This is a genomic window from Nonomuraea sp. NPDC001699, from assembly GCF_053596455.1.
In genome coordinates, this window is the sequence record NZ_JBSFGF010000007.1 from 369019 (window position 1) to 394431 (window position 25413).

Consider the following 25413-nt stretch of genomic DNA (forward strand, 5'->3'; position numbering starts at 1 on the left):
AAAACCCCCGGGCGTCGCCCGGGGGTTTTCACCGTGAGAAGTGGTCAGGCGCTCTTGCGTCGCTGGGCGCGCAAGACCGCGAGTCTCTCGTTGAGCACCTCTTCCAGGTCCTCGATGGACCGCCGCTCCAGCAGCATGTCCCAGTGGGTCCGTGGGGGCTTGGTCTTCTTCGACTCCGGCTGCTCACCGTCGACCCGAACCGCGGTCGCGCCGCACATGCGGCACTCCCAGGTCGCGGGGATCTCGGCCTCGGCGGCAAGCGGAACCTCGAAGCGATGGCCCTTAGGACAGGTGTAGGACACCTCCTGGCGTGGGGCCAGATCCGTGTTACGGTCGTTCTCGTAGCTGGTTGCCCCGAGCCGGGTGCCACGAAGCGCGCGCTCGCCCATGTCTAAATGCCTCCTACAGGGCCCCCATACGTGGGGGGTCTGTCTCCCACGGTGTCTAACGCTTGGTACCGTGATGGGATTCCCACCCGCGGGGTGATCCAATCGCGCTTGGGGCCTCGGTTATTCGAGCCCGCTCTTACGGGGGCCGCGTCCTCAGGCCGCGGAGGCCGTCCGCGGGGCTCTGAGCAGGCTCGCCGCCAGCCACAACCCGCCGATCATGATGAGCGCGCCGTGCGCGATCCGCAGCGGGTACGGGCTGAAGAACTGCGGGATGAACAGCGCCAGGCCCAGCGCGAGCGCCGTCCCGGCCCCCTTGGGCAGGGTTCCCGAGCGCCACACGGCCACGGCCGCCATCACCCCGCCGACGCCCATCAGCGCCAGCCCGGCGGCGAACATGGTGATCGCGAGCGGGTTGTAGCGGAACAGGGTGGCCAGCTCCATCAGCGCGGGCGCGCCGTCGCGCAGGGAACGTTCGGCGATGACATGCAGGCCGAAGTCCTCGGCGCCGTAGTAGGGGAGCGTCAGGCCGGCGCCGGTCCAGGTCACCGCGGCCGCGCGCAGGGACAGGCGGTCGCCGAGCACCTTGTGCAGCCCGAGAGCGCCCAGGCCGAGCAGCACGAACCCGAGCATCGCGGCCAGGTGGCCGGCGACCCACTCGGGCGAGGCCATGGCGGCGGCGTCGTCGGTGGACGGCCGCACCACCGGATACACGAACAGCAGGACGCCGGTGAGGGCGAAGGCGGCGGAGGTGAGGCGGGGGGAGGTCATCAATGCTCCTTGAGGAGGGCGTTGCTCTTTGATGAGAGCAATGCTCTCGTGACGGGGTCCCCGTGTCAAGAGCACTGCTCTCTGTTCAGAGCGTCGCCTACCTCCGTGCATGTCAGGCCAGGAGCGGCACCAGCGTCCGGTCACCGAGGCGGGTCATCGCCGCCAGCGGCGCGGAGGCCGCCCCCACCAGCAGCGGAAGGCCGGGCTTGCCTTTGTCCCTGGCGAGGCGGGGGCCCAGGGCGGCCATCAGCGCGGTCAGTCCGGGCAGGGGCCTGATCCACATCGTGATCTCCCGGACCAGGCCGTCCTCGTCCAGTTCGAGCTGGGCGACCTCGTTCAGCGGCTGGCGGCCGACCCGGGCGGTCGCGGTGAGCATGCGGGTGCGGGCGTCCCCGAGGTCGCTCTGGTAGCGCAGGTCCGACAGCACGTCGAAGACGGCCTCGAACAGCGTCCCCACCTGCTTCAGTCCGTTGAATCCGGCCCGGTAGCTCAGCGGGGAGTGGAACACCACGTCGTCGGCGAGCGTGGCCTTGAGCGCTTCGACGTCATGTGCCTCGCCGGCCTGGCGGTAGGCGGCGGCGGGTGAGTCCTGAATGTGAACTGTCATGGGTTCACTTTATCCACCCACTATCGTGGGTGCATGAACAGGTTCGGTGAGATGCACTGCTCCATCGCCCAGGCCGTCGGCGTCATCGGCGAGCCCTGGACGCCGCTGATCCTGCGCGACCTGTTCCTGGGCCTGCGCAGGTTCGACGACCTCGCCGAGGACCTGGGCATCTCGCGCAACCTGCTGGCCCGCCGGCTCGACCATCTCGTCGCCACGGGGGTCGTGGAGAAGCGGCCCTACCAGGAGCGTCCGGTGCGGCACGAGTACCTGCTGACCGAGGCCGGCCGTGACGTCGTGCCCGCGCTGCTGACCCTCATGGCCTGGGGCGACCGCTGGTCCACCCCGCCCGGCGGGCCGCCCGCGCTGCTGGTCCACTCCTGCGGGCGGGAGTTCACGCCGGTCGTCACCTGCCCCCACTGCGGCGGCGAGGCCACCGCCGAGACCGTGCTGCCGCTGCCCGGCCCGGGAGCCGCCCGGGGGCCGGGCACCATGGTCCTGGCCGCCGATCTGTGACGTCCCGTGTTTGACGCGCGACCCTTCGTGAGAGGACTCTCATCGCCCGCTCACGGCCGCCCCACGGCGGCCCCGCAGGCTGAGGGGACCGCGACGTCGATCAGGAGGCGTAGATGGATCTCATGCCACGGTGGCCGGCGTTGGCCGCCGCGCTCGCGTTCGTCCTCGGCGGGGGAGGGATGGTCCTTCCCGCCCAGGCGGCGGCCGGGCCTTCCGCGGCCCTCGTCCTGGCCGCCGCCTACGACGAGGGCGACGACGACGATGACGATGACGAGGCCGCCCCTCGGTCCGGACGGGGCGAACCGGCCAGGAGGCAGGCGCACGCCCCACGGGGCGACGACGACGTCGAGGGCATCCCCGGCCTGGAGGCGCGCGACCCCCGGCCCCACGCCCCCGTCAGCGGCCCGGCGGAGGCCCCCAGGCAGGCCGAGATCCGGCTGGAGAGCGGCACCACGACCGGCGGCGGGCACGTCGGCCCGATGGTGCTGCTGGCCATCCTCGGCACCGGCGCCCTGGTGGGCACCTCGTACTGGCTCTCGCGCCGCTACGGCCCCTGACGGGGGTCAGATCCGGGAGGGGACCTCGTTGCCTGCCGCCCTGATGGCCTTGGGCAGGTTCGTCAGGGCGAGCAGCACGAAGCCCGCCACGAAGAATATGATCATGGACACGATGGCGATCCGGTAGCTGTTGGTGACCTGCAGCGCGATCGTCACGGTCAGCGACCCGATGAACGCCGACCCCTTGTCGCTGATCTGCAGCAGGCTGAAGTACTCCGCCTCCCGCCCCTTCGGGATCACCTGCGAGAACAGCGACCGCGACAACGCCTGCGTGCCGCCCAGCACGATCGCGATGGCGAAGGCCATCAGGTAGAACTGCAGCGCCTGCCCCTCGCCGACGAACATCGCCACCACCACGATCGCCGTCCACACCACCAGGCTGGCCAGCACCGTGCGCTTGGTGCCGAAGCCGCGCGCCAGCCACCCCAGCAGCAGCGCCCCGAAGAACGCCACGAACTGCACCATCAGGATCGCCGTGATCTGCACGGTCTTGTCCAGCTTGAGCGCCTCGGAGGCGAACGCCGCGCTGTTGCCGATGACCGTCTGCACGCCGTCGTTGTAGACCAGGTAGGCCACCAGGAACAGCAGTGTCAGCGGGTAACGCCGCAGCTCGGCCAGCGTACGGCCGAGCTGGCGGAAGCTGCCGCCCACCGAGCGCAGCGTCGTGGTCTCGTGCGCCGCCACCGGACGGTTGCGCAGCCGCAGCAGCGGGATGACCGTGAAGGTGGCCCACCACAGCCCGGCCGACATCATGCTGACGCGCACCGCCATGCCCTCGCTCAGCCCGAGGCTGTCGTGCTGCAGGAACAGCGCCAGGTTGAGCAGGAGCAGCAGCCCACCGCCGAGGTAGCCGATCGCCCAGCCGCGCGAGGAGACCCCGTCGCGCTCCTCGGGGGTGGAGATCTGCGGCAGGAAGGAGTCGTAGACCACCACCGAGGAGCCGTAGGCCAGGTTGGCCACCACGAACAGCACGCCGCCCAGCAGGTAGCGGTCGCCCTCGACGAAGTACAGGCACATGGCGGCCAGCGCGCCGACGTAGGCGAACCCGCCGAGCAGCTCCCGCTTGCGGCCGGTGTGGTCGGCCAGCGCGCCCACGATGGGCAGGAACACGATCTGCAGGAAGACCGCCACCGTCAGCGTCAGCCCGAAGAAGGCCGCGGGCCTGATGTCGGCGCCGAGCACGTCGACGTACCCCAGGCCGGGGTGGCGCAGGACCAGCGTGTCGAACTGGGACACGCACGTGTCGGAGGCCAGCGCCGGGAAGTCCTTGGCGCAGGCGGCGGTCTTGGCGACCGGGATCAGGTACGGGCCCAGGAAGACCGAGATGACCGTGGTGTAGAAGGCCGAGTTGGCCCAGTCGTAGAAGTACCAGCCGCGCTGTTCGCGGCGGCGGGCCGCGGGGGAGTCGTCGAGCTCCGCGGGGGATGCGGTGGAGGCCATGGTGTCGTGTCGCTCCTCTGCGGCCGGGCGGCCGGCGGGCCTCGCGCTGCCCGGCAACGGGGGGGTGGGGTCAAGCCTGACGAAGTGGCTGTCTTCGCAGGTCGTGGGTCACATCCACGTGTCGTGCCCATGACCTTACAGTGATCACCTCATGAGAGGAAGGTCACGACCGCCGGGCCGCTCAGGCCGCCATGCCGCGCGGGTGCCACAGGCCCCTGCGGTCGAGGACGTCGCGCAGGCCGGTGACGTTGTCGGTCATGATGCCGTCGACGCCGAGGTCGAGCAGGTGCTCCATGCGGACGGTGTCGTTGATCGTCCACACGTGCACCTGCATGCCGATGGCGTGGGCGGTGCGGACCAGGCGGCGGGTGGTGACGCGCAGGCCGCGGAAGCCGACCGGCACCTGCGCGCACGGGATGCCGGAGCGCGACAGACGGGCCAGCAGGCGGCCGTAGCCGGAGGTGGTGGCGGCGGCCCGCAGCGCGGCCACGCCGCGCGGCCCGAGCGCCGAGCACACCTCCCGGCCCAGCGCGGCCCTGGCCATGACCAGGCGCTCGTCGGAGAAGGAGGTCAGGCAGACGCGGTCGTAGGCGTTGGTGCGGCGGATCACCTCGGCCAGCGGCGCGATGGCCGCGGCCTCCTTGACGTCGATGTTGAAGCGCACCTGCGGCCAGGTGCCGAGCAGGTCCTCCAGCAGCGGGATCTCGTGCACGCCGGCGATGCGGGCCTGCCGGACCTCCCGGTAGGGCAGCTCGGAGATGCGGCCCCGCCGGTCGGTCACCCGGTCGAGGGTGTGGTCGTGGAAGGCCAGCAGCACGCCGTCGGCGGTGGCGTGCGCGTCGGTCTCCAGGTAGTCGTAGCCGAGCGCGACCGCGCGTTCGAAGGCCGCGAAGGAGTTCTCGGCGCCCTCCAGCGCGCCTCCGCGGTGGGCGAAGGCCAGCGGGCCCGGATGGTCGAGAAAGGCGAAACGACGGCTGAGCACGACCGGGGTGTCCCTTCCGGAGCTGGATGGTTCGGTCACGGTTCGGGAAGATTCTCCCACTCCTGGCGGCGGGCCTCGGCCAGCGCGATGGCCGCGGCGACCGACACGTTGAACGAGCCGACCCGCCCGACCTGCGGGATGTAGCAGACGCCGTCGACGGCCTCCAGCAGGGCGGGGGAGCAGCCGTGGTCCTCGCTGCCGACCACCAGGCACACGTCGCGGGCCAGGTCGGCGCGGTGCAGCGGCAGGGCCTCGCCGGTCAGCTCGATGGCCAGCACGGTGTAGCCGTCCTCCTTGGCGGCCTTGACCGCGTCGGTGGCCGGGACCGGCTCGTGCCAGGTGACCAGGCGTTCGGTGCCGAGCGCCGTCTTGCCCGCCTTGGGGTTGGTGGGGGGCGTGGCGTTGCCCGCCAGCCAGATCTGGTCGACGCCGAACGCCGCGGCGCTGCGGAAGATCGAGCCGACGTTGAACGGGCCCGTCACCGACTCGAGGATCAGTGCGAGCCGGTTGTCGGTGTTCCTGCGCCAGGTGCGGTTGAGCCGCTTGACGTCGGTGGGGCGCAGCTGCCTTCTCATCGGGCCACCTTCAATATGCGGTAGGCGGCTCGGGAGGCCTCTCGGGAGGCCTGCCAGCCCTGCTCGCCGAGCCAGCGCTGCAGGGAGTCCGAGCCGAGGTGTTTCTGGACGACCAGGTAGGCGACGCCGTCGGGCGTCAGCCGGGTGAGCCACCTGGTGAGCATCTCGTGCAGAGCCGGCTTGCCAATCCGGATGGCGGGATTGGACCAGATGGCCCGAAATTTCACGTCATCCGGCACTTCATCGACATGAACTGGTCTTACTTTGTAAAGGCGGGCGGCCTGGGCGTTCCGCTCGGTCAGCTCCAGGCTGCGCCGGTTCACGTCGACGGCCCACACCGTCGCCTCAGGGGCCCGCGAGGCCATCGTCAACGCGATGGGCCCGTAACCGCAGCCCAGGTCGAGCAGATCGCCCTCCTGCGGCGGCGGCGGGACGGACTCCAGCAGCGCGCGCGTGCCGACGTCGACCCGGTCGGGTGAGAACACGCCCCTGTCGGTCTCCAGCCGCAGATGCAGGTCGGGCAGGACCAGGTCGACCGTGCCCGGCCTGCTCGCGGTCTCGGGTTGTTCGGAGAAGTAGTGGGCCACGTGGGAAAACGTTACGGGATGCGCGTGCCGAACAAGACCGCGGCGCCGGCCACCAGCAGCCCGATCACGATCGCGGCCACGATGAACCACTGGGTGATCTCCTGGCTGACCAGCTTGAACCCGAGCGAGGTGCCGATCTGCTCGTAGACGTCGCGCAGTTCGCTGCCGGACTCGGCGGTGTAGGCGCGGCCGCTGGTGCCGTCGGACAGCGACTGCAACGTCTGCTTGTTGACCGGGACGTTCACGGGCCTGCCGTCGATGTCGACAGTGCCCTCCTGGGTGCCGTAGGCGATGGTGGAGACCGGGACGCGGGCCTGCTGGGCGGCGTCGATGGCCTCGTTCACCGACCGGCCGGAGGTGTTGTCGCCGTCGGACAGCAGCACGATCGCGGCGGGCGGCGGGTCGGTGGCGGCCTGCTGGTCGAAGGAGCGCACCGAGTCGAGGGAGTTGAAGACGGCCTCGCCGATCGCGGTGCCGGGGCGGGTGGTCAGGTTGCCGATGGCGGTGACGACGGCCTGGTGGTCGGTGGTGGGGGAGATGACGACGTTGGCCGAGCGGGCGAAGGAGACCACGCCGACGTTGAAGCGGTCGGGCAGCTCCCGGGCGAACGCCTGGGCGGCGGCCTTGGCGGCGCTGATCCGGTTGGGCTGGACGTCGCCGGCGTCCATGGACAGGGAGACGTCGAGGGCGATCATGATGGTGGCCCGGTCGCGGGGGACGCGTACCTGGTCGGCGGGCTTGGCGGCGCCGACGACCAGCAGCGACATCATGACGAGGAACAGCGCGGGGGGCACGTGCCGGCGCCAGCTGGGCCCGGCGGGGGCCACGAGGTCGAGCAGCGCCAGGTTGGTGAAGCGCACGGTGTAGCGGCGGCGGGCGAACTGCGCCACGACGTATCCGGCCACCAGCAGCGCCACCAGCACGAGCAGCCACAACCAGCCGGGGGCGAGAAACGTCATACGGGTCTCCGGTGGGCGAGGTGGCTCATGCGGCGCTGGCGCAGGACGAACTGCGCCACGTCGAACACCCAGTCCCTGTCGGTCCGCAGCACCAGGTGGGCGATCCCGGCGCGGCGCAGGGCCAGCCGGGTGCCCTCACGCTGGAGGGCGGCGGCTTCTGCATATGCTTGCCGGACTTTGGGAGAAAGGTGCACTTCACGTACGTTCCCGGTCTCGGGATCGGTGAACGCCACCCGGCCGACGTCCGGCAGCTCCAGCTCGCGGGGGTCGATGACCTCCACGGCCAGCACCTGGTGGCGGGAGGCCAGCCGCCTGATCGGGCGCTCCCAGGGGCGTTCGGCGTCGGGGTCGAGCTCGGGCCGGGCGTCGAGGAAGTCGGAGACGACCAGGCGCAGGCCCCTGCGACGCCGGGTGGCCGCCAGCACGTCGATGCCCTCGGCCAGGTCGGGGGCGTCCGGCACGACCCGGCCGCGCGGGGCGTCCATGAGGGAGTTGAGCAGGCCGTACAGGGCCGGGCGGCCGGTGCGGGCGGGCATGCGGTGGATGTACTCCTCGTGCAGCACCAGCGCGCCGAACCGGTCGCCCATGCGGCTGGCCAGGAAGCCGATCGCGCCGACGGCGGCCACGACCAGGTCGCGCTTGTCGGTGTCGGCGGTGCCGAAGTCCATGCTGGCCGACAGGTCGGCCAGCGCCCACGTCTCCAGCTCCCGGTCGGCGATCAGGTCGCGGACGTGGGGGACGGTCGTGCGGGCGGTGACGGCCCAGTCCATGCGGCGCACGTCGTCCTCGCCGGGCACGTACAGGCGGCTGTCGCCGGCCTCGCTGCCGGTGCCGGGCAGCAGGCCCTGGTGGGCGCCGTGCAGCAGGCCGTCGAGCCGCCGGGTGACGGTCAGCTCCAGCCGCCGCAGCGCCTGCTCGGCGGTGTTCAACGGTTCTGGTTCCAGACGACGAGGGGCGGCGGCACGGCGTGCAGGATCTGCTTGACCACCTGCTCGGGATCGACGCCGTCGGCCAGCGCGTCGAAGGTCAGCATGAGCCGGTGGGACATGACGTCGACCGCCACGTCGCGCACGTCGTCGGGCAGCAGGTAGTCGCGGCCGCGCAGCAGGGCCAGCGCGCGCCCGGCAGAGACCAGGCCGAGCGTGGCGCGGGGGCTGACGCCGATCTCGATGGTCTCGGTCAGGTCGCCCAGCCCGTAGTCGGCGGGCGCGCGGGTGGACATGACCAGGCGCACCACGTAGTCGGCCACGAGCTGGTGCACCGAGACCTGCTCGGCGGCCTGCTGCAGGGCCAGCAGCCGGCCGGGGTCGAGCACGCGGTCGGCCACGGGCGGCGTGACGCTCATGCGGTGGAGGATCTCCAGCTCCTCGTGCGCGCTGGGATGGGGCACCCGGACGCGGAACAGGAAGCGGTCGCGCTGCACCTCGGGCAGCGGGTAGACGCCCTCGGACTCGATCGGGTTCTGGGTGGCCAGCACGATGAACGGCCGGGGCAGCGGATGGGTGACGCCGGCCAGCGTGACCTGGCGCTCGGCCATCACCTCCAGCAGCGCGGACTGGACCTTGGCCGGGGCGCGGTTGATCTCGTCGGCCAGCAGGAAGTTGACGAACACCGGGCCGAGCTCGACGTCGAACTTCTCGTTGGAGGGGTGGAAGACGCGGGTGCCGACGATGTCGCTCGGCACGAGGTCGGGGGTGAACTGGATCCGGGCGAACGTGCCGCCCACGACGGTGGCCAGGGTGGAGGCGGCGAGGGTCTTGGCGACGCCCGGCACGCCTTCGAGCAGGCAGTGACCGCGGGCGAGCAGGGCCACGAGCAGCCGCTCGACCATGTGCTCCTGTCCCACGATGACACGCCGGACCTCGTCGAGACTTTGACGCAGCAGTGCCGCGTCGTTTCCGCCTGGCAACTCTTCGGCGACGCTCATGACGCCATTCCACCAAACGCGCCGCGAACGTGCACGACGCCACGTCTGTGCTTTCATGGCAAACGTGGCAAGTCCCCTGCAGTACGGTGATCCGCCCCGGCTGGGGCGCTACGTCGTGCAGGCCCGCCTGCACACGGCTCCGGCCGGGTTCGTCTACCTGGGCCAGGGGCCCGACGGGCGCGCGGTGTCGCTGGCCGTGCTCACGCGGGGCGCGGCCCTGGACGCCGCCGCGCGCGACCGGTTCATGACCGCGATCAAGGAGGCGTCGGGGCGTTCGGGCGGGCGCGGGTGGCTGGGGCTCGGCCGGGCGCGCGCGTCGGTGCTCGACGGGACGCCCGAGGTGCTCGACGTGCACGACGGGCCGGCGCCGTGGGTGGCGGTGCCGTACGCGCCGGGGCAGCCGGGGGCCGAGCGCTTCCTGGACCCGGTCATGGTGGGCGGGACGTTCATTGGGCAGGCGCACGGGCCGGACTTCGTGCCGTACTGGCTGACCGACCGCGCGCCCGCGCTGCCGGGGCCGCTGCTGCGGCGGCTGCCGCTGACCGAGACGCGCCGGCGGGTGCTGCTGGCCGCGCTGGCGCTGGCGCTGCTGCTGGTGCTGGTCACGACGATCCTGCTGTTGCTGCTGTTCGGCAGGCGCGACAGCGAGCAGATGCCCCGGCAGCTCCCGCCGACGGTGTTCGTGCCCACACCGCCGCCCACTCCCGCCACGCCGGTGCCGGAGCCCTCGCCGTCGCAGTCCTCCTTGCCGACGCGTACCGGTCCCGGTACGCCGGGGCGGTCGCCGGGTGACGAACTGGGCGAGTCGCCGCTCTGAAATGCGGTTGAGCCTGACGTTACGTGAGGCTTTAGCGTCCGCGGCATGGAGTTCATCGTTCACGACACCCTCACGGCCATGGCCGACCTGCTCGCCCGGCCGCTCGCCGACCGGCCCGAGGCGCTGCGGGAGATGCTGGCGCCGATCCGGCCGGCGATCCCGATGCCCGGCGACATCGTCGACATCCACCACCAGGGCGGCGGCTTCCGCGTCGACGCCGACGACCCCCGCTACCTGCCCGCCGTACGGGCGATGATCGAGGCCGACGTGCTCGGCCAGGTGCGCCGGGAGCTGGAACGCGCCTCCCACGCGCTGAAGGAGGCCAGGCAGGCTGCTTCGCTGCAGGTGATGTTCGTGCTCGGCGACCCGGGCAACGAGCACCTGATGAAGGTCAGCGGCGGCTACTACGGGATGGGCGGCCCGCCCGGCTGGCTCTACCTGCTGGGCTGGCCGTCGGAGGAGGTCATCGGCAGGATCGCGCACTGCGCGGTGCACGAGTTCCACCACAACGTGCGTTACGCCAACGTCGAGTGGGACCCCGGGACGGTGACCGTGGGCGAGCACGTGGTGGCCGAGGGGCTGGCCGAGGCGTTCGTCCGGGAGCTGTCGGGGCCGCAGGCCATGGGCCCCTGGTCGCGGATGGTGACCGGGGCGGAGCTGGATCGCGCCCACGAGCTGATCATGGACGCGTTCGACGTGCGGGGCATGGGGAACACGCCGGCGTACGTGCTGGGCGACAGCGCCATGCGGCTCTTCGGGCAGGAGCCCCGCGGCATTCCCGACATGGCCGGTTACGCGGTGGGGCTGCGGCTGGTGGACCGGGCCCTGGCCGAGACCGGGCTGAGCGCCGCCGAGGCCACCCTGCTGCCGGCCGCGCGGCTGCTGGGCCGTTCTCAGCCGGGGGAGACGAATCCGGACTCGTAGGCGGCGATCACGGCCTGGGTGCGGTCGCGCGCGCCCAGCTTGGCCAGCACGTTGCCGACGTGCGTCTTGACGGTCTCCTGGCTGACGACCAGCTCGGCGGCGATCTCGGTGTTGGACATGCCCTTGGTCATCAGCCGCAGCACGTCGCCCTCGCGGCCGGTGAGCCGGTCGATGCCCGGCACGTGGCCGCGCGGGCGGCGGCCGGCCAGGGTGCGGATCGCGGCCGGGAACAGCAGCGACTCGCCGGCCGCCACCAGCCTGATCGCCTGGATCAGGTCGTCCGGCCTGGTGCGTTTGAGCAGGAAGCCGCTGGCGCCGGCGCGCAGGGCGTCGTAGACGTGGTCGTCGTTCTCGAACGTGGTCACGACCAGGACCTTGGGCGGGTCGTCGAGCTCCAGCAGCCGGCGGGTGGCCTGGATGCCGTCCACGGCGGGCATGCGGACGTCCATCAGCACGACGTCGGGGCGCTCGCGGCGCACGACCGGCAGGACCGCGGCGCCGTCTCCGGCCTCGCCGACCACCGCCAGGCCGGGCTCGGAGTCGATGATGACGCGCAGACCGGCGCGGATGAGGTCCTCGTCGTCGGCGATCACGACCTTGAGTGTCATGCGCACGACCTTAGAGGTGGCCGGCCCGGCCGGGGGTTGCGGGTGTCACGGGCTCGATCCTGGTGGGAGGGGACCGGCGGGGTTTCTCGTGTCAGGAGATCGGCTGCGGTGCGGGTGTCACGGGCTCGGCCGTAGCGGGAGGCGGACCGACACCGTCCAGCCGCCTTCGTCGGGGCCGGTGCGCAGGTCGCCGCGGAGCAGGCGCACGCGTTCGCGCATGCCGTCCACGCCCCGGCCGCCGCCCCGGGGGCGGCGCCCGCCGCGTCCCGAGCCGGGGTTGCTGACCTCCAGCCGCAGGTCGTCCCCCTGGACGGCGGCGGCCAGCCGCACCGGGCCGCCGCCGTGCCTGATCGCGTTGGTGAGCGCCTCCTGCACGATGCGGTACGCCTCCCTGGAGACCACGGCCGGCACCCCGGACAGGTCGCCCACCTCCTGCCGCACGTCGGCGCCGGAGGCGGCCACCAGCGCGCCGAGGTCGGCCAGCGTCGCCTGCGGCGCCCGCCGCGCCTCCACCTCCTGGCCGTCCTCATGGTGGCTCTCACGGCGGTCCTCGCGCAGGACGCCGAGCACGTGGTCGAGGTCCTCCAGCGCGGCGCGCGCCGACTGCTCGATGGCCGCCAGGGCGGTCCTGGCGGTGGCCGGGTCGCGGTCGAGCACGCGTCCGGCCGCGGCGGCCTGCAGGGTGACGACGCTGAGCGCGTGCCCGACCGAGTCGTGCAGCTCGCGGGCCAGCCGGTTGCGTTCGGCCAGCGTACGGGCGTGCTCCTCGGCGGCGGCGAGCCGTTCGGCGGGGGTGGGGCCGAGCAGCGGGGGAGCCAGGGCGGCCAGCAGCGCGCCCGCGCCCGCCGCGCCCGCCACCAGCAGCGCCAGCGCCGCCACGCCCGCCGCCGCCCACAGCAGGGACGGCCACCCCGGCTCGGCCGTCAGGCCCAGCACCGGCATCGGCTCCCCGACGAACGGCAACGCCAGCGTGAACGCCGTGAACGGCACCACGGCCAGCGTGAACCCGCTCACCACGCCGCCGACCGCCAGATGCAACGTGAACCACGCTGCGGTGCGCCGCCGCTCCTGCCAGGACCTGCGGGCCTGCCGCGGCGGCGTCTCCACGCGCGCCCCGAGCAGCCCCTGGGCGGCGTTCACCTCCAGGCCGCGCACCGGCAGGAACAGCCCGGTCACCGCCACCACCGGCAGCACCGCGACGAACACCCCGATCTGGATGGGCATCAGCAGGTCGGCCGACACCCCGCTCCACACCCCGGCGACCAGCACCCCGGCCATCATGTACGGCATCAGCAGCGCGCCGCCCAGGATGAGGCATGCCCATCGGCGGGGGAGGTTCCTTCTCACATCCGGGATTGTATGTCGATGCTTTTTCGCGCTGGGAGTAATGCGCCGTGAGTGAAATGCGCCCCCAGCGAAAAAGGGCCGGAATTCGCCGTCGCCGGGTCTAGCGTTTTTCCCGGAATGAGTTTCGACAGAAAGGCGACGTCAATGACGGAGACCCAGCGTGCGGCCTGGCCTGAACAGCTCGGTCAGCGCCTGCTGAAGGAACGCATCGTGGTTCTCGGCCAGGAGGTCGACGACGAGATTTGCAACCGGCTCTGTGGCGAGCTGCTTTTGCTGGCGGCCGAAGACCCCAAGCGGGACATAACCCTGTACATCAATTCTCCGGGCGGCTCGGTGACGGCCGGCATGGCGCTCTACGACATGATGCAGTTCGTCCCGTGCGACGTGGCGACGGTGGCGATGGGCTTCGCCGCCTCCATGGGCCAGCTGCTGCTGACCGCGGGCGCGCCGGGCAAGCGCTACGCCCTGCCCAACGCCCGCGTCGTCATGCACCAGCCGCTGGGCGGCATCGGCGGCTCGGCCAGCGACATCCAGATCCAGGCCGACAACATGCTCTACACCAAGCGCAGGATGGCCGAGATCATCGCCCACCACACGGGCCAGCCGCTGGAGCGCATCCAGGCCGACTCCGACCGCGACCGGTGGTTCACCGCCAAGGAGGCGCTGGAGTACGGGTTCGTCGACCACATCGCCGAAGGGATGAACTGACCATGAGCGGCCGTTACGTGCTGCCCTCCTTCACCGAGCGCACCTCGTACGGGGTGCGGGAGATGAACCCGTACAACAAGCTGTTCGAGGACCGGGTGGTGTTCATCGGGGCCCCGATCGACGACACGGTGGCCAACGACGTGATGGCCCAGCTCCTCACGCTGGAGTCGCTCGATCCCGATCAGGACATCAACATGTACATCAACTCGCCGGGCGGGTCGTTCACGGCGATGACGGCCATCTACGACACGATGCAGTTCGTCCGGCCGGAGATCCACACGGTCTGCATCGGCGAGGCGTCGTCGGCGGCGGCCGTCTTGCTGGCGGCGGGCACGCCGGGCAAGCGGGCGGCCCTGCCGCACGCGCGCGTCCTGCTCCACCAGCCGGCCACCGAGGGCGGCCGGGGGCAGTCGAGCGACCTGGAGATCCACGCCAGGGAGATCGTGCGGATGCGCGACCAGCAGGAGGAGATCCTGGCCCGCCACACCGGGCGCGGGGTGCTGGAGATCAGGAAGGACATCGAGCGCGACCGCATCTTCACCGCGGAGCAGGCGCGCAGCCACCGGCTGATCGACGACATCTACGCCTCCAGGAAGCGCTCCCTGGTGCCCGCCCGCTGATCGCGGGGGCTCTGCCGGCGGGCTGCCCGCCCTTGCCGCCTCTGCCGTACGGCACGGGTGTCAAGGGCGTGCGGCCCGCCGGTCTTCGTCCGCGCGAGGTGAGCCGGACCTCGGGGGCCGCTCAGTCACGCGGTCCGCCGGAAGCCGGGCGGGCCCTCGTCGCTCATGCCTGCGGTGGGTAGACGGTGTGGACGAGGTCGCGCAGGAAGGCGTCGAGGTTGTCGAGGCCGTAGTCGGCCAGGGCTTCGGGGTCCCCGCAACCTCTTCCTCCGCCTCCTGGCCACCTGACCTCCTCGCCGCCGACCTCGTTCGGCTCCGGGGCGGCTGTCGCGGCACTGTCCCCGCTGTCTCCCGCTGCCGTTGTGGCATGGCTATGGGGTGGGTGGTGGGGGAGGGGTTGTAGTCTTCTGGGCGTTTCTTGGGGGAAATAGGGGGTTGGCGTGCCGCTGGAGCAGGTTGTGGTTTTGCTGGCGGCGGCGGCCGGCGCCGGGTGGGTGGACGCCGTCGTCGGCGGTGGCGGACTGGTGCAACTGCCGGCGTTGCTGATGACCGGCATGCCGCCCGTCCAGGCCATGGCGACCAACAAGTTCTCCTCGGTGTTCGGCACGGCCTCCGCGGCGGTGGCGTACGCGCGTTCCACCAAGACCGACCGTCAGGTGGCGTTGCCGGGGGCGGCGCTGGCCGTGGTGAGCGCCGGGCTGGGCGCATGGGCGGCCGCGGCGATCTCGGCCGACGTGTTGCGCCCGGTCGTGATGGTGGTGCTGCTCGGCGTGGCGGCGTTCGTCACGTTGCGTCCTTCGATGGGCGCGCTGCCGCAGCCGCATCTGCGGACGAACGCCCGGGTGGTGACGGCCGTGGCCGTGGCAGGCGTGGGCATCGCCTTCTACGACGGCATCATGGGGCCGGGCACCGGCACGTTCCTCATCATCGCCTTCACCACCATCCTCGGCCTGGACTTCGTCTCCGCCTCCGCCTCAGCGAAGATCATCAACGTGGGGACGAACCTCGGGGCGCTGGCGGTGTTCGGGCTGCAGGGGCACGTGCAGTGGGCGCTCGGGCTCGGCATGGCGCTGTGCAACGTGGCGGGCGCCCAGCTCGGCGCCAGGATGGCGATCAGGCGCGGCACGGCGTTCGTCCGGGTCGTGCTGTTGTGCGTGGTGGTGGCGATGGTGGTCAGGCTCGGCTGGCAGCAGTTCGGCTGACCTCCGCCACGCCGCCACCGCGAGAGGCGGCCAGGGATCAGGCGGCCGGTGCGTGAACACGCAGCGCGGTCAGGCGGGCTCGGGGGTGCGCAGGGCGGGGGCCGTGATCGCGACGAACGCCGCCATCAGCGCCGGTACGGCCAGCGCCCGCGGCAACCCCGCGAGCTGGGCCACCCCTCCGATGATCACCGGCCCCGACAGGAACCCCAGGTAACCGATGGACGCCACCCGCGCCAGCGCCCGTCCCGCGAAGGCCGGGTCCCGGTGCCCCGCGGCCGAGAACACCTGCGGCACGATGCACGACAACCCCGCCCCGAAGCAGCCGAACCCGACCACCCCGGCCACCGGCCCCCCGCCGAGCAGCGCCAGCCCGAGCCCCGCCGCCGCCAGCAGCCCGCAGCACCGCACCAGCGCCACGGGCCCGAACCGGGCCGCCAGCCGATCCCCCGCCAGCCGTCCCGCGGTCATCATGATCGAGAACGCGGCGTATCCGGCGGCGGCGAACCCCGCCGAGGAGGCCAGGTTCTCGCGCAGGTAGACCGAGCTCCAGTCGGCCGCCGCCCCCTCGCCCACCAGGCAGCAGAAGGCCAGCACGCCGAGGAACAGGATGCCCTTGGGCCGGCCTGACCCCGTGCCGCCGGCCGGAAGGGGAGCGGGCACCGACCGCAGCGCCCACCGCCACGCCCACACCGCCAGCACGACGATCACCGCCCCCACGCATCCGAACGTCACCGACGGCGGCAGCCCGGCCTGCGCGAACGCCCCGCCCGTCGTGGCCCCGACGAACCCGCCGATGCTGTAGACGGCGTGGAAGGACGACATGACCGGCCGCCCATAGGCGCGTTCCACCTCGACGGCGTTGGCGTTCATGGACACGTCCAGGATGCCGTGGACGACGCCGAAGACCAGCAGCGCGGCGGCCAGCAGGCCCAGGTTCGGGGCATGGGCGGGCGGCACCAGCACCACGCCCTGGAGCAGGGCGGCCGGGATCATGACGCGGCTGCTGCCGTAGCGGTCCACCAGGCGGCCGACGGTCGTCATGCCCGCGACGGCGCCCGCGGCGATGGCCAGCAGCGCCAGGCTGAGCCGTCCCGCGTCGAGGCCGAGGCCCTCCTTGATGGCGGGGATGCGGGCCGTCCAGGTGCCGATGGCCATGCCGGCCAGGAAGAACAGCAGGTAGACGGCCGTCCGTTCGCGTCTCACCGGGCCTCCTTGACGCTCACCCCGGCCGCGACGAGCGCGTCACGCTGCTCGGGCGGCACACCCTCGTCGGTCACCACGACGTCCAGGCGGGAGATCGGGCAGACCGCGCCGAAGGCCGTACGGGAGAACTTGCCCGAGTCGCAGGCCACGATCACCCGCCGGGCGGCGGCGATGGCCGCCCGCTTGACCGCGACCTCGGGAAGGTCGTGCGCGGTCAGGCCGTGCTCGGCCGACAGCCCGCAGCAGCCGATCACCGCGGTGTCGAAGCGCAGCGCCGCGATGGAGCTCTCGGCGAGCGGGCCCATGACGTTCAGCTCGCCCTTGCGGACCTCGCCGCCGGGCAGGACCAGGCGCACCCGCGGCGCGGCGGCCAGCAGCGAGACCGCCTGCAACGCCAGCGGCAGCACGGTCAGCCGCCGTCCGGTCAGGGCGCGGGCCACCTCCAGCACGGTGGTGCCGCCGTCCAGCACGACCGCCTCCCCGTCGGCGATCAGGGCCGCGACCTGGAGGCCGATCCGCCGTTTGGCCTCCACCGCCTCCCGCTCGCGCACCCCGAACGGCGGCTCCTCGCCGCGCAGCAGCAGGGACAGCGCCCCGCCCCTGACCCGGCGGACCACGCCCTGCTGGGCCAGCTCGTCCAGGTCGCGCCGGATCGTCATCTCCGACACGCCGTGTTCCTCGGCCAGCTCGGCCACCGAGACGCTGTCGTGGGCGCGCAGGGCGTTCATGATGGCTGTCAAACGTTCCACGTGTTCATACAAACACGGACAATGTGCGCAATACAATGACGGATATGCGCGCCAGCCGTCTGCTCTCCCTCCTCCTGCTGCTGCAGGCGCGCGGCCGCATGACCGCGCCCGAGCTGGCCGCCGAGCTGGAGGTGTCGATCCGCACGGTCTACCGCGACGTGGAGGCCCTGTCGGCGGCCGGCGTCCCGGTGTACGCCGACCGCGGACCGGCGGGCGGCTACCAGCTCCTGGACGGCTACCGCACCCGCCTCACCGGGCTGACGGCCGAGGAAGCGTCCTCGCTGTTCCTGGCCGGGCTGCCGGGGCCCGCCGCCGAGCTGGGGCTGGGCGAGGTCGCGGCCGCCGCAGAGCTGAAGCTGCTGGCCGCGCTGCCGCCCGAGCCGCGCTCGCACGCCTCCCGGATGCGCGAGCGTTTCCTGCTGGACGTGCCCGGCTGGTACCGCTCGGCCGACGACGTGCCGCACCTGAGCGACGTGGCCGACGGGGTGTGGGAGCGGCGGCCGCTGCGCATGACCTACCGCCGGTGGGGCCGGCAGGTGGTCGACCGGGTGATCCACCCGTACGGGCTGGTGCTCAAGGGCGGCTCGTGGTACCTCGTCGCCGCGCCGCCCGACGGCTCCCCGCGCACCTACCGGGTCTCGCGCATCCTGACCGTCGAGCAGCTTCCCGGCCGGTTCCTCAGGCCGGAAGACTTCGACCTGGCGGCGTTCTGGCGGGCGTACGCCAAGGAGTTCCGCGAGCGCATGTACACCGCCGAGGCCGTCATCAGGCTGGCTCCGGGCCAGGAAGACCTGCTGGCGTACACGATGGGGTCCGACGTGGTCGCCGCGGCGCTGGCCGCGGCGGGCGGGCCCGACCCCGAGGGGTGGCGGGTGCTCACCGTGCCGGTCGAGTCGCTCACGCACGCCCGCTGGCTGCTGCTGCGCATGGGCGCCGACGTCGAGGTGCTGGAGCCGGCCGAGCTGCGGGTGCTGATGGCCGAGGCGGTGGCCGGCCTCGGCAAGCTGTACGGATGACGCCCTCCGCAAGCTCTCCCGATAAATCAGCGGAAAGCCCGACGTCTTCTCTGTCAACATGCCGACCATGTACCTTCTGGCTTTCGTCGGCGCTTGCTTTCTGGTGGCCATGGTCCCCGGCGTGAGCACCGCCATCATCCTGCGTCAGACGCTCCGCTCCGGCCGCGGCTCCGGCCTGGCGGCCACCCTGGGCAACGAGACCGGCATCCTGCTGTGGGCGCTGGCCGCCTCGTTCGGCCTGTCGGCGCTGCTGGTGGCCTCGCAGGTCGCCTACGACGTCATGCGCGTGACGGGCGCCGTCGTGCTGGTCGTCATGGGCGTCCAGGCGCTGTGGCAGGCGCGCAAGGGGTCGCCGCCGGCGGAGGGCGAGGCGGTGGCCGGGCTGCGCGGGTCGTACCTGTCGGGGCTGGGCACCTGCCTGGCCAACCCCAAGGCCGCGGTGTTCGCGATGTCGTTCCTGCCGCAGTTCGTGCCGTCCGGGCAGAACGTGCCCCTGACGCTGGTGACCCTCGCCGTCGTGTGGGTGCTGGTGGACACCGTCTGGTACGGCCTGCTCATCTGGACGGTCGCCAAGGCCAAGGACTTCCTCGGCCGCCCGGCCGTCAGGCGCCGCCTGGAGCAGATCTCCGGCGTCGTGCTCATCGGCCTGGGCGTGCGCCTGGTCCTGGACGCACGATGACCCACTGAGACCCACTGAGACCCACTGAGCGGACGGGAGATCGTGGACTACCTTTAGGGCATGACCAACGACCTGGCGTCCCTGATGAGGCAGGCGCAGGACGACGACCCGCTGCTCGCCCTGCACGCCACCACCGCCCTGCGGCGCGAGATCGAGCGCCTGGAGGCCGTCCAGGTGCGGCGGGCCCGGGTGGCGGGCCTGCCCTGGGCGCAGATCGCCGACGCGATCGGCGTCAGCAAGCAGGCCGTGCACAAGAAGTACGGCCGGCGCTGATCACCCCCGCGGCCACCGTGCGGCGAACCAGCCCAGCACGAGGTTCCAGGAGTAGCCGCGGCGGATGCGCCCGGCCACCTCGGGCGGCAGGGTGTCCAGGCCGCGGTGTTCGAGCAGCACCTCGGTGCCGTCCTCGACCGCGGTGAAGGCCACCTCGATCTCCATCCGGCCGCCCGGGTTGAGCAGGTCGGCCCAGACCAGGCGGCGGGGCGGCTCCCAGCGCACGATCCGGCCCATGTCCGCGTGGCCGCCGTCGTCCCACAGCTCGCGCAGGTAGCCGTCCTGGAAGCGGATGGCCACCGCGCGGTCGGGGTCGACCCAGCTGTGGCGGCCGCGCACGTACCACTGGTCGATCTCGTCGGTGAACATGCGGAACGCGGTCGCCGGATCGACCGGCACGACGACCGCCGCCCGTACGGCGTTCACCGCTTGCGCTCCACATGGTCCTTGAACGAGCCGAGCTGCTCGGCCCAGAACGCCTGCACCTGGTCCAGCCACGCCTGCAGGGCCGCGAACGGCTCCTGGCGCAGGGTGTAGAGCCGCAGCCGGGCGTCGGTGCCCCCCGCCTCCGCCTGGACCAGGCCGCCGGCCCGCAGGACGCGCAGGTGCCTGCTGAGCGCGGGGGCGCTCATCTGCACGGCCTGGGCCAGCTCGCCGGCCGGGCGCGGGCCCTCGCGCAGCAGGTCGATCACCTTGCGTCTGGTCGGGTCGGCGAGGGCGGCCAGCGTGGCGTCCAGGTCGTTAACGTTATTGTTAATCTTTGCCTCCTTCCGTTAAGGTGTGGATCCTTAACGGTAGAGGCAATTATTGCGAGGGGGCGTACATGAGTGTCCAGCTGGGCTACTACACCCTGTCCGTACGGGACCTGGAGCGGGCGGCGGCCTTCTACGGGCCGCTGTTCGGCTGGGAGTTCAGGCGCGAGCACGAGCGTTACCTGCACGTCACCAACACCTCCGTGCCCATGGGCCTGAACGCCTTCGGCCCGTCCTCGCAGCCCAACCTCTACTACCACGTCGAGGACATCGACGCCGCGGTGGAGCGGGTGCGCGAGCTCGGCGGCACGACCGGCGAGGTCTACGACAGCAAGTCCGGACGCGGCTGCACCTGCACCGACGACCAGGGCACCGAGATCAGCCTGTGGCAGCCCGCGCCCGGCTTCGAGTGAGACCCCCGCGCGCTCACGGGATCAGTCGGGGGCCTTGACCGTGGTGATGCCGAGCGTGCTGGTCATGGGCAGCAGGCCGGCCCCGAACACCGCGCCCAGCAGCGGCGCGCACAGGTCGGCCAGCCGCTGTGCGCGTTCCTCGCCGAGTTGCTGCCAGGGCTGCGCGGCCAGTTCGTCGGTCAGGCGTTCGACCTGGTCGCGCAGTGCCCGGCCGCGCTCGGTGGCCTGACCGGCGGCATCCACCAGGCCGCGCGCGGCCAGCCGTTCGGCGGCCTCGGCCCACTCCTGGCCGCTCCAGCCGCGTCCGGCGAAGTTCTCCGGCGGCGCGGCCCCGATGGCGGCGAAGGACACCAGCGACTCGCACGGGTCCAGCCCGGCCGTCAGCAGCGCCGCCACGTGCCCGTCGCCGCGGTGCTCGCGCAGCACGGTCGCGGCCTGCCACAGCACCAGGTGCGGCTCGTCGGGCCAGGGCAGGTCGAGGTTGGCGGCGGCGAACGGCCGTCCCGCCACCGTCACGCTCTCGGCGGCCCGCCGGGCCAGCCCGGCCGCCTCGGCGAGCTCCGGACCGTCCAGCCGGTCACCCAGCAGCCCGCGGCAGACGCGGTCGATCGCCACCAGCCGCGCCCGCAGCACCTGCTCCGGGGAGGCGGTCTGCCACACGCCCGGCACGTGCTCGCCGACCGTCCGCGGGCTGAAGCTGTGGTACGCGGCCGTCGCCAGGTGCGTCCCCGCCCGGCCGAGCGGCGCGGTGCGGTAGGCGAAATAGCTCGGCCAGCGCGACTCGACGTCGTAGCCCAGCGCGGCGGCCTCGGCGAACGCCTCGGGCGCGAAGTACAGCACGGCGTGCAGCGGCTCGATCTGGTGCCACATGCGGCGGGAAAGTCGGGACCATGCGCTCACGGCGGAACACCTCACTGTCTAGGTAAGCTACGCCAGTGACGATAGACGCGTGGCGCATCACTGGTCAATCGCAAATAGACAGTTATGTCGGAAGGTGGGTGGATCTGGCCGTCGTGCTGGTCAACGAACTGGCCGTCACCCAGGCGCGCGGCCGTCCCGTCATGCCGCCCGCCGACCGGCGTGCCGCGCTCGACGCCGCGTTCGTCCAGCACGGGTGGGTTCCCAGCAGGGCGCTGACGGGCGCCGACGCCGACCGGCTGGCCGGAGTGGCCGCCGAGTTGCACCCCGCCTTCGCCGCCGGTCCCGCCGCTCCGGCCGTGCTGAACCAGGCTCTGATACGGCACGGCGCCGTCCCCAACCTGCACGGCGACCCGCCCGTCCTGGCCTTCCACAGCCCGGACGCCGACCTGGTGGACGCCTGGGCGGCCGACACGGGCACGGCCCTGGCCATGGTGATCGGCGTCGGCCAGGGGGTGCGGCTGCGCTCGTGCGAGGCGGCGTCCTGCGACGTGGTCTTCTTCGACGTCACCCGCAACGCCTCGCGCCGGTTCTGCGGCCTGTCCTGCCAGAACCGTGCCAAGGCCAGCGCCTACCGCGCCCGCCGCCGCACCTGATCTACAACGTAAAGGCGCTGGGCCCTCGTGATCGGGACCGTCAGTGCACGGAGAACCCGCCGTCGACGAAGAGCATCTGGCCGGTGACGAACGCGCAGGCGTCACCGGCCAGGAACACCGCCGCGCCCGCGAAGTCGGCCGGCAGGCCGTTGCGGCCGGTCATGTGGCGGGCGGCCAGCTCCTCGACGCGGCCCGGGACGGCCTGGGCGGGTTCGGTCAGCGGGGTGAGCACGAATCCGGGGATGATCGTGTTGACGCAGACGCCGCGCGCCGACCACGCCTCGGCCTGGGAGCGGGTGAGGCCGGCGACGGCGGCCTTGGCGGCGCCGTACACGCCGCTGTGGCCGAAGGCGCTGATGGTCTGCTGGGAGCCGATGTTGATGACGCGTCCCCAGCCGCGGGCGGCCATGCGGGGGCCGAAGTGCTGGCCGAGCAGATAGGGGGCGGTCAGGTGCACGGCGATGGTCTGCTCGTAGTCGCCGGGGGTGAGCTCGGCCATGGGTTTGCGGATGTTGTTGCCGGCGGCGTTGACCAGGATGTCGATCTCGCCGGCGGCGGCGCACAGGCGGGCGAGGTCGTCGCGGTCGTGCAGGTCGGCGCTGACGGCGGAGGTGGTGACGCCGTGGGCGCGCAGCCGGTCGGCGGCCTGTTCGAGCTCGGCGGGGCGGCGGGCGGCGAGCACGATCTCGGCCCCGGCCCGGCCGATCGCCTCGGCCATGGCCAGGCCGATCCCGGAGCTGCCGCCGGTGACGAGGGCGCGGCGGCCGTGCAGGGAGAACAGGTCACGCAGATAGTCCGACACGACCGTTCAAGCTAGCAGCAACCGTCCAGGGGTGGACGGGCGGTGCCGGTTGCCGGACAGGCGAAGGAGGGCTAAGCTCGTGAGCTCGACATTCTGCAAGCGGCTCCACAGAGCTCCCGTAAAGGAGTATAGCAGCTAATGGCTAATCGTCAAGATGGTCTCGCGGAAGCCCTTGACAGCGAGCAGCGTACGGTCCAGTGGCTGTACGCCAGGCTCGACGCGGCCAGGGAGCGGGCGCAGGCCACGCTGCGCCAGGTGTACGCCGGGGGCGGCGCGCTGGGCAGCCGGCAGGCCAGGGTCGAGCGCGAGGTGACCGCCTCCGAGCAGGCGCGCAGGCTGGCCCAGCTCAACGCGGTCGAGCGCGGCCTGTGCTTCGGCCGGATCGACGGCTCCGGCGGCCTCAGCACGTACGTCGGCCGGATCGGGCTGCGGGACGAGGACCACGAGTCGGTGCTGATCGACTGGCGGGCCCCGGCGGCGCGCCCGTTCTACGTGGCCACCGCGACCGACCCGGGCGGCCTGGTGCGGCGCCGGCACCTGCACCTGAAGGACCGCACGGTGGTCGGCATCGACGACGAGGTGTTCGACCTGGACGGCATGTCCGACGGCGACCGGCGCACGCTGGTGGGCGAGGCGGCGCTGCTGGCGGCGCTGCGGCGGGGCCGTACCGGCCGGATGGGCGACGTGGTGGCCACGATCCAGATCGAGCAGGACCGGGTGATCAGGGCGGGGTTGCAGGGGGCGCTGGTGGTGCAGGGCGGGCCGGGCACCGGCAAGACCGTCGCGGCGCTGCACCGGGCCGCCTACCTGCTCTACACCCACCGCGACACGCTGGAGCGGCGCGGGGTGCTGGTGGTGGGGCCCAATCCGATGTTCCTGCGCTACATCGGGCAGGTGTTGCCGGCGCTGGGGGAGACGCAGGTGGTGATGGCCACAGTGGGCGAGCTGTTCCCGGGGGTGCGGGCGGTGGCCGCCGATCCGCCGGAGGTCGCGGTGGTCAAGGGCGACCTGCGGATGGCCGAGGTGGTGGCCGCGGCGGTGGCCGACCGGCAGCGGGTGCCGGTGGGGGATCTGGAGGTGGAGCTCGACGGTCTGCGGCTGCGTGTGCCGCACGCGGTGTGCGCGCGGCTGCGCGAGCGGGCGCGGGCGGTGCGCCTGCCCCACAACATGGCGCGCAAGCTGTACGTCACCGAGCTGCTGAAGGAGCTGGCCAGGGCGGAGGCGCGGGCGCTGGAGGAGTCGCTGCACCTGGAGGAGCTGGCGGTCGACGACCCGGAGCTGGCCGAGCCGCTGGATCTGGAGGGCGACCTGGACGAGACGGACATCGCGCTGGCGGCCGGGCGGCTGTGGGGCGAGGAGCCGGTGCGGCGGGCGGTGGCGGAGCTGTGGCCGGAGCTGACGCCGCAGGAGCTGGTCGCCGATCTGCTCTCGGCGCCGGACACGTTGTGGTCGGTGTGCCCGCCGGGCCTGGACTGGACGCCGCTGGTACGCCCCCGCGAGTCGCCGTGGACGGTCGGCGACGTGCCGCTGCTGGACGAGGCGGCCGAGCTGCTGGGCCACGACGACTCGGCCGACCGGGTGGCGGCGCGGCGGGCGGGGGAGGAGTGGGCCGAGCAGGAGCTGTACGCGCGCGAGGTGCTGGAGAGCACCGGCCTGCTGGAGGGCGGCGTCTTCGACCGGGCCGACGTGCTGGCCGAGCGGCAGGCCGACGACGGCACGGGGCTGACGACGGCCGAGCGGGCGGCGGCCGACCGCACGTGGGCGTACGGGCACGTGATCGTGGACGAGGCGCAGGAGCTGTCGCCGATGGCCTGGCGGATGGTGGTGCGGCGGGTTCCGGCGCGGTCGCTGACCGTGGTGGGCGACCTGGCCCAGACGGGGTCGGCGGCGGGGGCGCGGTCGTGGGCCGAGGTGCTCGACCCGTATCTGGAGGGGCGCTGGCGGGAGGAGCGGCTGCTGGTCAACTACCGGACGCCACTGGAGATCATGCGGGTGGCGGCCGACGTGCTGGCGGCGGTGGCGCCGGGGCAGGAGCCGCCGGAGTCGGTGCGCGACGGCGGCGACGAGCCGCGCGCGGTGCGGGTGCCGGTGGCGGAGCTGCCGGCGCTGGTGGCGGCGGAGCTGGCGGAGCTGTCCGGGCCGGGCGCGGGCGGCCGGTTGGGGATCGTCACGTCCGACGGGCTGCACGCGCGGGTGGCGGCGCTGTTCCCGGGGGCGGAGGATCTGGACGCGCCGCTGGTGGTGCTGACGGTGACGCAGGCCAAGGGGCTGGAGTTCGACGGGGTGGTGGTGGTCGACCCGGCCGGGATCCTGGCGCAGTCGCCGATGGGCGGCCACGACCTGTACGTGGCGGTGACGCGGGCGACGCGGCGGCTGACGGTGGCCTACGAGGGCGACCTTCCGGCGATGTTGTCCCGCCTGACCTGAAAATCTACAATGTAAAGCCGCTGGGCTGGTGGAAATTCACCTCGAACACCCCGAA

31 protein-coding genes are annotated in these 25413 nt (G+C 72.5%); 13 read left to right on the forward strand and 18 right to left on the reverse strand.

Annotated elements, in window-relative coordinates; all coding sequences use genetic code 11:
* Positions 1-44: 44 nt before the first annotated feature.
* From ACWCSU_RS23460 to ACWCSU_RS23470, 3 genes are all read right to left on the reverse strand, one after another.
* Entirely contained in the window at positions 45-389 is a 345-nt protein-coding gene (locus ACWCSU_RS23460; protein ID WP_043625492.1) for an RNA polymerase-binding protein RbpA, read from the reverse strand.
* A 153-nt stretch (positions 390-542) separates the two neighbouring features.
* Positions 543-1157 carry a hypothetical protein gene (locus tag ACWCSU_RS23465; protein WP_357709663.1) on the reverse strand — a complete coding sequence of 205 codons (615 nt, stop codon included), beginning with the start codon at positions 1155-1157 and terminating at the stop codon, positions 543-545.
* 112 nt (positions 1158-1269) lie between these two features.
* A complete protein-coding gene (locus ACWCSU_RS23470; protein ID WP_357709665.1) occupies positions 1270-1764 on the reverse strand; it encodes a nuclear transport factor 2 family protein in 495 nt (164 codons plus the stop codon).
* A gap of 33 nt (positions 1765-1797) precedes the next feature.
* Here ACWCSU_RS23470 and ACWCSU_RS23475 point away from each other — a divergent pair, with 33 nt between their 5' ends.
* Positions 1798-2277, forward strand: coding sequence for a winged helix-turn-helix transcriptional regulator (locus ACWCSU_RS23475; protein WP_357709670.1), 480 nt, complete (start codon positions 1798-1800; stop codon positions 2275-2277).
* Between the two features lie 113 nt (positions 2278-2390).
* A complete protein-coding gene (locus ACWCSU_RS23480; protein ID WP_449937439.1) occupies positions 2391-2834 on the forward strand; it encodes a hypothetical protein in 444 nt (147 codons plus the stop codon).
* Between the two features lie 6 nt (positions 2835-2840).
* Here ACWCSU_RS23480 and ACWCSU_RS23485 read toward each other — a convergent pair whose 3' ends face one another.
* The 7 genes from ACWCSU_RS23485 to ACWCSU_RS23515 form a co-directional block, all read right to left on the reverse strand.
* Entirely contained in the window at positions 2841-4274 is a 1434-nt protein-coding gene (locus ACWCSU_RS23485) for an MFS transporter (RefSeq protein ID WP_449937442.1), read from the reverse strand.
* A gap of 181 nt (positions 4275-4455) precedes the next feature.
* A complete protein-coding gene (locus ACWCSU_RS23490) occupies positions 4456-5295 on the reverse strand; it encodes a glycerophosphodiester phosphodiesterase (protein WP_397041385.1) in 840 nt (279 codons plus the stop codon).
* On the reverse strand, positions 5292-5831 hold the full coding sequence (locus ACWCSU_RS23495) for a TrmH family RNA methyltransferase (RefSeq protein WP_357709681.1): 540 nt from the start codon (positions 5829-5831) through the stop codon (positions 5292-5294). Before ACWCSU_RS23495 ends, ACWCSU_RS23490 begins: the two co-directional genes overlap by 4 nt.
* Positions 5828-6418: a class I SAM-dependent methyltransferase gene (locus ACWCSU_RS23500; protein ID WP_357709684.1), complete on the reverse strand. Its 591-nt coding sequence runs from the start codon at positions 6416-6418 to the stop codon at positions 5828-5830. Before ACWCSU_RS23500 ends, ACWCSU_RS23495 begins: the two co-directional genes overlap by 4 nt.
* Before the next feature lie 11 nt (positions 6419-6429).
* Positions 6430-7377, reverse strand: a complete 948-nt coding sequence (locus tag ACWCSU_RS23505; protein ID WP_357709687.1) for a VWA domain-containing protein — start codon at positions 7375-7377, stop codon at positions 6430-6432.
* Positions 7374-8306, reverse strand: coding sequence for a DUF58 domain-containing protein (locus ACWCSU_RS23510; protein ID WP_357709690.1), 933 nt, complete (start codon positions 8304-8306; stop codon positions 7374-7376). Before ACWCSU_RS23510 ends, ACWCSU_RS23505 begins: the two co-directional genes overlap by 4 nt.
* Positions 8303-9304 (reverse strand): AAA family ATPase, encoded by a 1002-nt coding sequence (locus ACWCSU_RS23515; protein WP_364088480.1) that lies wholly within the window; start codon positions 9302-9304, stop codon positions 8303-8305. Before ACWCSU_RS23515 ends, ACWCSU_RS23510 begins: the two co-directional genes overlap by 4 nt.
* Before the next feature lie 55 nt (positions 9305-9359).
* On the opposite strand from ACWCSU_RS23515, the gene ACWCSU_RS23520 reads away from it, so the two are divergent.
* Together ACWCSU_RS23520 and ACWCSU_RS23525 are read left to right on the forward strand one after the other, a co-directional pair.
* Positions 9360-10121 (forward strand): hypothetical protein, encoded by a 762-nt coding sequence (locus tag ACWCSU_RS23520; protein ID WP_449937448.1) that lies wholly within the window; start codon positions 9360-9362, stop codon positions 10119-10121.
* A 45-nt stretch (positions 10122-10166) separates the two neighbouring features.
* A complete protein-coding gene (locus ACWCSU_RS23525) occupies positions 10167-11045 on the forward strand; it encodes a DUF2268 domain-containing protein (RefSeq protein WP_449937451.1) in 879 nt (292 codons plus the stop codon).
* Here ACWCSU_RS23525 and ACWCSU_RS23530 read toward each other — a convergent pair.
* Together ACWCSU_RS23530 and ACWCSU_RS23535 are read right to left on the reverse strand one after the other, a co-directional pair.
* Positions 11015-11653, reverse strand: a complete 639-nt coding sequence (locus tag ACWCSU_RS23530; protein ID WP_357709702.1) for a response regulator transcription factor — start codon at positions 11651-11653, stop codon at positions 11015-11017. The two genes, ACWCSU_RS23525 and ACWCSU_RS23530, sit on opposite strands and share 31 nt — an antisense overlap.
* Positions 11654-11770: 117 nt before the next feature.
* Positions 11771-13000: a sensor histidine kinase gene (locus ACWCSU_RS23535; protein WP_449937454.1), complete on the reverse strand. Its 1230-nt coding sequence runs from the start codon at positions 12998-13000 to the stop codon at positions 11771-11773.
* Between the two features lie 144 nt (positions 13001-13144).
* On the opposite strand from ACWCSU_RS23535, the gene ACWCSU_RS23540 reads away from it, so the two are divergent.
* From ACWCSU_RS23540 to ACWCSU_RS23550, 3 genes are all read left to right on the forward strand, one after another.
* Positions 13145-13708 (forward strand): ClpP family protease, encoded by a 564-nt coding sequence (locus ACWCSU_RS23540; RefSeq protein ID WP_449937456.1) that lies wholly within the window; start codon positions 13145-13147, stop codon positions 13706-13708.
* Positions 13709-13710: 2 nt separating this feature from the next.
* The gene (locus tag ACWCSU_RS23545) at positions 13711-14328 is read left to right on the forward strand and encodes an ATP-dependent Clp protease proteolytic subunit (RefSeq protein ID WP_449937459.1); all 618 of its coding nucleotides are present in this window, start codon (positions 13711-13713) and stop codon (positions 14326-14328) included.
* A 440-nt stretch (positions 14329-14768) separates the two neighbouring features.
* Positions 14769-15530 carry a TSUP family transporter gene (locus ACWCSU_RS23550; RefSeq protein ID WP_357709713.1) on the forward strand — a complete coding sequence of 254 codons (762 nt, stop codon included), beginning with the start codon at positions 14769-14771 and terminating at the stop codon, positions 15528-15530.
* A 69-nt stretch (positions 15531-15599) separates the two neighbouring features.
* On the opposite strand, the gene ACWCSU_RS23555 is transcribed toward ACWCSU_RS23550, so the two are convergent.
* Together ACWCSU_RS23555 and ACWCSU_RS23560 are read right to left on the reverse strand one after the other, a co-directional pair.
* Entirely contained in the window at positions 15600-16733 is a 1134-nt protein-coding gene (locus tag ACWCSU_RS23555; RefSeq protein ID WP_364088498.1) for an MFS transporter, read from the reverse strand.
* Positions 16730-17482, reverse strand: coding sequence for a DeoR/GlpR family DNA-binding transcription regulator (locus ACWCSU_RS23560; RefSeq protein ID WP_357709719.1), 753 nt, complete (start codon positions 17480-17482; stop codon positions 16730-16732). The genes ACWCSU_RS23555 and ACWCSU_RS23560 overlap by 4 nt, the downstream gene beginning before the upstream one ends.
* A gap of 44 nt (positions 17483-17526) precedes the next feature.
* On the opposite strand from ACWCSU_RS23560, the gene ACWCSU_RS23565 reads away from it, so the two are divergent.
* The 3 genes from ACWCSU_RS23565 to ACWCSU_RS23575 all read left to right on the forward strand — a co-directional run bounded on the left by ACWCSU_RS23565 (position 17527) and on the right by ACWCSU_RS23575 (position 19450).
* On the forward strand, positions 17527-18498 hold the full coding sequence (locus tag ACWCSU_RS23565) for a helix-turn-helix transcriptional regulator (protein WP_449937463.1): 972 nt from the start codon (positions 17527-17529) through the stop codon (positions 18496-18498).
* A 109-nt stretch (positions 18499-18607) separates the two neighbouring features.
* Entirely contained in the window at positions 18608-19177 is a 570-nt protein-coding gene (locus ACWCSU_RS23570) for a LysE family translocator (protein WP_449937650.1), read from the forward strand.
* 60 nt (positions 19178-19237) lie between these two features.
* Complete coding sequence (locus ACWCSU_RS23575; RefSeq protein ID WP_352328267.1) at positions 19238-19450, forward strand: hypothetical protein; 213 nt, start codon at positions 19238-19240, stop codon at positions 19448-19450.
* On the opposite strand, the gene ACWCSU_RS23580 is transcribed toward ACWCSU_RS23575, so the two are convergent.
* Positions 19451-19876: an SRPBCC domain-containing protein gene (locus ACWCSU_RS23580; RefSeq protein ID WP_364088506.1), complete on the reverse strand. Its 426-nt coding sequence runs from the start codon at positions 19874-19876 to the stop codon at positions 19451-19453.
* On the reverse strand, positions 19873-20208 hold the full coding sequence (locus ACWCSU_RS23585) for an ArsR/SmtB family transcription factor (RefSeq protein ID WP_357709766.1): 336 nt from the start codon (positions 20206-20208) through the stop codon (positions 19873-19875). Before ACWCSU_RS23585 ends, ACWCSU_RS23580 begins: the two co-directional genes overlap by 4 nt.
* Before the next feature lie 65 nt (positions 20209-20273).
* Here ACWCSU_RS23585 and ACWCSU_RS23590 point away from each other — a divergent pair, with 65 nt between their 5' ends.
* Positions 20274-20615, forward strand: coding sequence for a VOC family protein (locus ACWCSU_RS23590; protein ID WP_357709729.1), 342 nt, complete (start codon positions 20274-20276; stop codon positions 20613-20615).
* Between the two features lie 21 nt (positions 20616-20636).
* Here ACWCSU_RS23590 and ACWCSU_RS23595 read toward each other — a convergent pair whose 3' ends face one another.
* Positions 20637-21485 carry an SCO6745 family protein gene (locus ACWCSU_RS23595; RefSeq protein WP_449937654.1) on the reverse strand — a complete coding sequence of 283 codons (849 nt, stop codon included), beginning with the start codon at positions 21483-21485 and terminating at the stop codon, positions 20637-20639.
* 128 nt (positions 21486-21613) lie between these two features.
* Here ACWCSU_RS23595 and ACWCSU_RS23600 point away from each other — a divergent pair, with 128 nt between their 5' ends.
* Positions 21614-22129, forward strand: coding sequence for a CGNR zinc finger domain-containing protein (locus ACWCSU_RS23600; protein ID WP_449937467.1), 516 nt, complete (start codon positions 21614-21616; stop codon positions 22127-22129).
* A 40-nt stretch (positions 22130-22169) separates the two neighbouring features.
* Here ACWCSU_RS23600 and ACWCSU_RS23605 read toward each other — a convergent pair whose 3' ends face one another.
* Positions 22170-22931, reverse strand: coding sequence for an SDR family NAD(P)-dependent oxidoreductase (locus ACWCSU_RS23605; protein ID WP_449937469.1), 762 nt, complete (start codon positions 22929-22931; stop codon positions 22170-22172).
* A gap of 138 nt (positions 22932-23069) precedes the next feature.
* Here ACWCSU_RS23605 and ACWCSU_RS23610 point away from each other — a divergent pair, with 138 nt between their 5' ends.
* Positions 23070-25358 carry a HelD family protein gene (locus ACWCSU_RS23610; protein WP_449937471.1) on the forward strand — a complete coding sequence of 763 codons (2289 nt, stop codon included), beginning with the start codon at positions 23070-23072 and terminating at the stop codon, positions 25356-25358.
* Positions 25359-25413 lie beyond the last annotated feature (55 nt).

Coding starts and splice junctions, on each gene's coding strand:
- ACWCSU_RS23565 (WP_449937463.1), top strand. CDS start 17,527: ATGCGCGCCAGCCGTCTGCTCTCCCTCCTCCTGCTGCTGCAGGCGCGC.
- ACWCSU_RS23520 (WP_449937448.1), top strand. CDS start 9,360: ATGGCAAACGTGGCAAGTCCCCTGCAGTACGGTGATCCGCCCCGGCTG.
- ACWCSU_RS23530 (WP_357709702.1), bottom strand. CDS start 11,653: ATGACACTCAAGGTCGTGATCGCCGACGACGAGGACCTCATCCGCGCC.
- ACWCSU_RS23505 (WP_357709687.1), bottom strand. CDS start 7,377: ATGACGTTTCTCGCCCCCGGCTGGTTGTGGCTGCTCGTGCTGGTGGCG.
- ACWCSU_RS23570 (WP_449937650.1), top strand. CDS start 18,608: ATGGTCCCCGGCGTGAGCACCGCCATCATCCTGCGTCAGACGCTCCGC.
- ACWCSU_RS23540 (WP_449937456.1), top strand. CDS start 13,145: ATGACGGAGACCCAGCGTGCGGCCTGGCCTGAACAGCTCGGTCAGCGC.
- ACWCSU_RS23460 (WP_043625492.1), bottom strand. CDS start 389: ATGGGCGAGCGCGCGCTTCGTGGCACCCGGCTCGGGGCAACCAGCTAC.
- ACWCSU_RS23495 (WP_357709681.1), bottom strand. CDS start 5,831: ATGAGAAGGCAGCTGCGCCCCACCGACGTCAAGCGGCTCAACCGCACC.
- ACWCSU_RS23485 (WP_449937442.1), bottom strand. CDS start 4,274: ATGGCCTCCACCGCATCCCCCGCGGAGCTCGACGACTCCCCCGCGGCC.
- ACWCSU_RS23595 (WP_449937654.1), bottom strand. CDS start 21,485: ATGTGGCACCAGATCGAGCCGCTGCACGCCGTGCTGTACTTCGCGCCC.
- ACWCSU_RS23590 (WP_357709729.1), top strand. CDS start 20,274: ATGAGTGTCCAGCTGGGCTACTACACCCTGTCCGTACGGGACCTGGAG.
- ACWCSU_RS23475 (WP_357709670.1), top strand. CDS start 1,798: ATGAACAGGTTCGGTGAGATGCACTGCTCCATCGCCCAGGCCGTCGGC.
- ACWCSU_RS23575 (WP_352328267.1), top strand. CDS start 19,238: ATGACCAACGACCTGGCGTCCCTGATGAGGCAGGCGCAGGACGACGAC.
- ACWCSU_RS23610 (WP_449937471.1), top strand. CDS start 23,070: ATGGCTAATCGTCAAGATGGTCTCGCGGAAGCCCTTGACAGCGAGCAG.
- ACWCSU_RS23525 (WP_449937451.1), top strand. CDS start 10,167: ATGGAGTTCATCGTTCACGACACCCTCACGGCCATGGCCGACCTGCTC.
- ACWCSU_RS23480 (WP_449937439.1), top strand. CDS start 2,391: ATGGATCTCATGCCACGGTGGCCGGCGTTGGCCGCCGCGCTCGCGTTC.
- ACWCSU_RS23465 (WP_357709663.1), bottom strand. CDS start 1,157: ATGACCTCCCCCCGCCTCACCTCCGCCGCCTTCGCCCTCACCGGCGTC.
- ACWCSU_RS23545 (WP_449937459.1), top strand. CDS start 13,711: ATGAGCGGCCGTTACGTGCTGCCCTCCTTCACCGAGCGCACCTCGTAC.
- ACWCSU_RS23470 (WP_357709665.1), bottom strand. CDS start 1,764: ATGACAGTTCACATTCAGGACTCACCCGCCGCCGCCTACCGCCAGGCC.
- ACWCSU_RS23515 (WP_364088480.1), bottom strand. CDS start 9,304: ATGAGCGTCGCCGAAGAGTTGCCAGGCGGAAACGACGCGGCACTGCTG.